Consider the following 4,899-nt stretch of genomic DNA (forward strand, 5'->3'; position numbering starts at 1 on the left):
ATTGATGAAGCTTTAACAAATTATATGAAAAACAAAGAAAATATAAAACAACTTTGTGGGTTTCATTGGATTATAGAAAGTTGGAATTCTAAATTTGATTGTAAGGAATGATTTGTGGTTTGGTATTACACAATTTTTTTGAGGGACCCAAGTCCTAAATTTAGGACTTTTATAAATTCAACAGAAAACAAAAAAATTATTGAAATTATTAGATTTCCCCATTATTTCGATATTGTAGAGAATTTTTTATATTTTTTTAAGATTCAAAGTCGGAAGAAACGGAAGGTTATGAGGCTTCTTCAGCCACACTCTTGCTGAGCTATTCTCACACTTTTTAAAACAGCTCTTTTACTATTTCGAATCTGTTTGCCGTCATAATATGAACTTTAGGATGTGTTTTTATAAGGTTTTGAAACAGTTTTCTGCTTAAATCCATTCCTACTTTATATTCTTCCTCTTCGCCTTTTTTATGTGCTTTTATCAGTTTTTCGATCCAGCTTTCGGGTACGTAAATTCCGGGAACGTGAGCGTGTAAAAACTGAGCGGTTTTTAATTTCGTAATCGGAAAGAACCCTAAAATTATTTCGCTTTCTTTTCTTTCATCCTGAAACTGGGAAGTCACTTTTTGTTTTATTTCGAGAAGTTTTTTTACTATGTTCAAATCGTATACGGGCTGTGTTATGATTCCGATCGCGTAATTTTGTATTTTTTTGTAAATTTTACGCTCTATGGAAATAAAGTTTTTTGCATAAGAGTTACTTACGGCAAAAGGTGTTATGGGTTTCGGTTTTATTTTAAATTCTTTGCCCGCATAATCCATTCCGTTGTTAAAGGCCCTGATGATTTCTAAAAGAAGTATACTGCTGCCTTCCACAACCGCTTTGGTTTTCGGCTGATCCGACATATTGGCGGGATCTCCTGTCAGAGCTAAAATATGAGTAACTCCTAAGTCGTTCGCTCCTAATAAATCACTTTGAAGTGCTATTTTGTTTCTGTCTCTCATACTCATTGTGGCGATGACGGGTTTTTTAAATTTTTCCTGCAATTTATACGCCGCTATTACGGAATTGTATTTTAGTTTGCTTAAAGGGCAGTCCGTAGTAGAAAAACCGTCAATATATTTATACGCTTCACAATTTTCTATTTTTTCAATCATTAAATCTACCGTGGGAAGCTTGGGCGGAGTCGTTTCAAGGGTTATGTATTTTTCTTTTAACTTTTCTTTTAACATTAATGTCCTTTGTGAATTTATTACGAAATGATATAATAAAAATAAAAAATTGGGAATATTATGGAAATAAAAGGAAACTTTTGGATTGAAAAGGACGGAAAAAGTTTTTTAGGGAGGGGAAGAATAGAACTGCTTAAGAAAATCGACAGGTACGGTTCGATTTCAAAAGCCGCTAAAGAGATGAAAATGAGTTATAAAGCGGCATGGGATGCAGTTGACATAATAAACAAACTTTCAAATAAAAATGCGGTGGAAAAAGTAAGCGGAGGAAAAGGAGGAGGGGGAACTAAACTTACGGAATACGGAAAACATCTTATAAAGGTTTTTGAAACGGTCCAGACAAAATTTGAACAAGAATTGTCGGAGTTGGAGGAGTTTTTAAAAAAAGAGATTAAATGATAAAATTTCACTAAAAAAGGCTTTTAATGGTTTTAATGATAGATAATTATGACAGTTTTACATATAATATAGTCCAGTATTGCCTTGAACTCGGAGCAAATCTGAAGGTTATAAGAAATGACGAAATGAATGTCGATGAAATAAAAAAGTTAAATCCTGAAAAAATAATTATTTCGCCCGGACCTTCAACGCCTAAGGAAGCCGGTGTCAGTGTTGAAGTGATTAAAAAAATTCAAAAGCCTATTTTAGGAGTATGTCTCGGACATCAGTCCATAGCTTATGCGTTCGGGGGGGAAATTATAAAAGCCAAAAATTTAATGCACGGCAAAACATCGGATATACAAATTACAATAAAAGACGATATTTTTAAAAACTTGCCAAACAAATTCAGGGTAACGAGATATCATTCGCTGGTTGCAAACCCCGAAAAACTGCCTGAGTGTATTATTCCCACTTCTTATTCATTGGACGATAATGAAATAATGTCTCTTAGAGTTAAAAACAAACCTATATACGGTGTTCAGTTTCATCCTGAATCGATTATGAGCGAATACGGTAAAGAAATAATAAATAATTTTTTACAGTTATGAAAAAAGTTTTATTAACTTCCGTTTTTTTTTACCTTTTCTTATTATGGTACGGCGTTAATTTTCTTTCTTATTCTATTGTGGATGTAAGAAGCATAGAGCATTTTCCGGTATTGAATTATATATTGAATTTTTCTTTTTTAATTTTTGGTAAAAATGATATTGGTTTACGTTTTCCCGGAGTTTTAACAGGTTTTTTAAGTATATTGCTGTTTTATAAAATAACCGGATTTTATTTAAAAAAAGAAAAAGACAGGTTTTTTGCCGTACTGATTTTTATGCTTATTCCCGGAATGATAATTTCATCTTTGATAGTGAATAAATCCGTGTATATCATTTTTCTGACTCTGTTGTTCGTACTTTTGTATAAATACAATAAAATTGTTTCTTATGTAATGTTGGGTTTTCTTGTTTTTATAGATTACAGTTTTATATCCCTCTATTTTGCCCTGATATTTTATGCCGTTTATAAAAAGGATAATTTTCTTCTTGTTCTGTCATTGCTGTTTTTGGCAATAAATGCAAATTATTTCAACTATGACATAGGAGGCAAGCCTAAAGGTCACTTTCTTGATCTGTTCGGTACGTATTTTTTAATTTTTTCTCCTTTTGTGTTTATATATTTTATATTTGCAATTTACAAAGGATTTTTTGACAAAAAAAGGGATATAATTTTTTTTATTGCTTTTTTTACTTTTTTAATATCTGTACTGTTGTCTTTCAGACAAAGAATCAAAATTGACGATTATGCCCCGTTTACGTTGGTTTATGTGGTTTATATGGTTAAATACTACTTAAATTCATACAGGGTAAGACTGCCTGTTTTTAGGAAGTTTTATAAAATTTTGTTTTTTATTCTTTTTATAAGTCTTATTGTGTTTGATATAGCCCTTTTTTTAAACAGATATACCCCTGCGAGAAATTTAAGTAGCAGTTACTATTTTATAAAGCCGCTGGTTTTTCAACTTAAGCAAAGAGAGATAAATTATATTGAATCTGACAATAAACGATTATTGAAGGCATTGGAGTTTTACGGACTTAAAAAAGGCAAGGAATATAAAATAAAATATAAAAAAAGAGAAAATAAAGTTTCGATTTTTCACAAAAACAGAAAATTTTTAGAAATTGATGTTTCAAAACTAAACACCATATAAAAAAATTTTTTCCAATTTATAAAATGACGTTATAAGTTTACTTATTAATGATACAATTTCTAAAATAAAATTCAAGGAGAATTAATGGCTCAAAAACCGATTCGTGAATATGACGGAAAAAAACTTTTTGCCCAAAATTGGGATAAATATTTTAGCGGACTTAATTATCCGTTTGAAAGTGTTCTTGTAACAAGTGGAGACGAGTTAAAAGCTAAAGCAAAAGAACCTGGATATGAATGGCTAAACGAAAAACCTTTAGTTGCCAAACCTGATATGCTTTTCGGTAAAAGAGGTAAAAACAACTTGGTTTTATTTAAAGTTAATAAACCGGGAGATGTTACTTTAGAAGATGCAGCTAAATGGATTGATGAAAAAAGAAGCGGGAAGGTTACACTTCTTAGCGGACAAAGCGGTGAGCTGACTCATTTTATCGTAGAGCCTTACACACCTCACAGTGAAGATGAAGAGTATTACATTGCCGCTACGACTTTCGATGAAGTAAACGACGTACTTTATCTTTCAGCGCACGGTGGTATGGAAGTTGAAGAAAACTGGGATAAAGTTACTGAAGTAAAAATTCCTATCGATGCAAGTGACGAAGAAATCGAAAGACTTGTAAAAGAAAATATCCCTTCAGATATTCCGGCTGATAAAAAAGACGTATATGCAAACTTTGCAATTAATTTCTATAAATTCTTTAGAGATCTGAATTTTGCATATCTTGAAATCAATCCTGTAGTTATCGTAGGAAACAATGTTTATCTGCTTGATTTGGTTGCAAGATTAGACGATACTGCCGGATTTATGATGAAAGATAAATGGGGTGATATCGAATTCCCGACACCGTTTGGTATGCCTGAGAAATCACCTGAAGAAAAAGCGATTGCAGAAGCAGATGCAAAAAGCGGTGCTTCACTTAAACTGACAATTCTTAACCCTAAAGGAAGAATCTGGACACTTGTAGCCGGCGGCGGTGCTTCAGTTGTTTATGCCGATACCATTGCCGATATGGCTGGCGGAGTTGAAGATTTGGCAAACTACGGAGAGTATTCAGGTGGTCCGACTACTGATGAAACAAGATTCTATACTGAAACGGTACTTGATTTAATGACAAGAGAAAAAGACGAAAAAGGCAGAGATAAAATCTTAATCATCGGTGGTGCTATTGCAAACTTTACGGATGTTGCAAAAACATTTACGGGTATTATCCAGGCGTTTGAAAAATACGCTGATAAAATGAAAGATGTTGGAACAAGAATTTACGTAAGAAGAGGCGGGCCTAACTACGAAAAAGGTCTTAAAGATATTAAAGCGGCAGCTGAAAGACTCGGCCTTCCAATTGAAGTATACGGACCGGAAACTCATATTACTGATATCGTAAGAATGGCACTAGAAGTTGAAAAAAAAGGAGCGAACTAATGGCTAACGAATTATTTACAAGGGACACACAGGCAATATTTTGGAACAATAACAAATCTGCAATCCAAAGAATGCTTGATTATGACTATATTATTAAAAGAGAAAAACC

5 protein-coding genes are annotated in these 4,899 nt (G+C 32.7%); 4 read left to right on the forward strand and 1 reads right to left on the reverse strand.

Annotated features, from left to right (window positions below; genetic code table 11):
* Positions 1-334 precede the first annotated feature (334 nt).
* Positions 335-1,231: a methylenetetrahydrofolate reductase gene (locus ACXJIE_RS06700; protein WP_456480193.1), complete on the reverse strand. Its 897-nt coding sequence runs from the start codon at positions 1,229-1,231 to the stop codon at positions 335-337.
* Positions 1,232-1,291: 60 nt separating this feature from the next.
* On the opposite strand from ACXJIE_RS06700, the gene ACXJIE_RS06705 reads away from it, so the two are divergent.
* From ACXJIE_RS06705 to ACXJIE_RS06720, 4 genes are all read left to right on the forward strand, one after another.
* The gene (locus tag ACXJIE_RS06705; RefSeq protein ID WP_456480194.1) at positions 1,292-1,630 is read left to right on the forward strand and encodes a winged helix-turn-helix domain-containing protein; all 339 of its coding nucleotides are present in this window, start codon (positions 1,292-1,294) and stop codon (positions 1,628-1,630) included.
* 26 nt (positions 1,631-1,656) lie between these two features.
* Complete coding sequence (locus tag ACXJIE_RS06710) at positions 1,657-2,220, forward strand: anthranilate synthase component II (protein WP_456480195.1); 564 nt, start codon at positions 1,657-1,659, stop codon at positions 2,218-2,220.
* Positions 2,217-3,371, forward strand: a complete 1,155-nt coding sequence (locus ACXJIE_RS06715) for a glycosyltransferase family 39 protein (protein ID WP_456480196.1) — start codon at positions 2,217-2,219, stop codon at positions 3,369-3,371. The genes ACXJIE_RS06710 and ACXJIE_RS06715 overlap by 4 nt, the downstream gene beginning before the upstream one ends.
* 84 nt (positions 3,372-3,455) lie before the next feature.
* Positions 3,456-4,790 (forward strand): ATP citrate lyase citrate-binding domain-containing protein, encoded by a 1,335-nt coding sequence (locus ACXJIE_RS06720; protein WP_456480197.1) that lies wholly within the window; start codon positions 3,456-3,458, stop codon positions 4,788-4,790.
* Positions 4,791-4,899 lie beyond the last annotated feature (109 nt).

The organism is Nautilia sp., assembly GCF_053994455.1.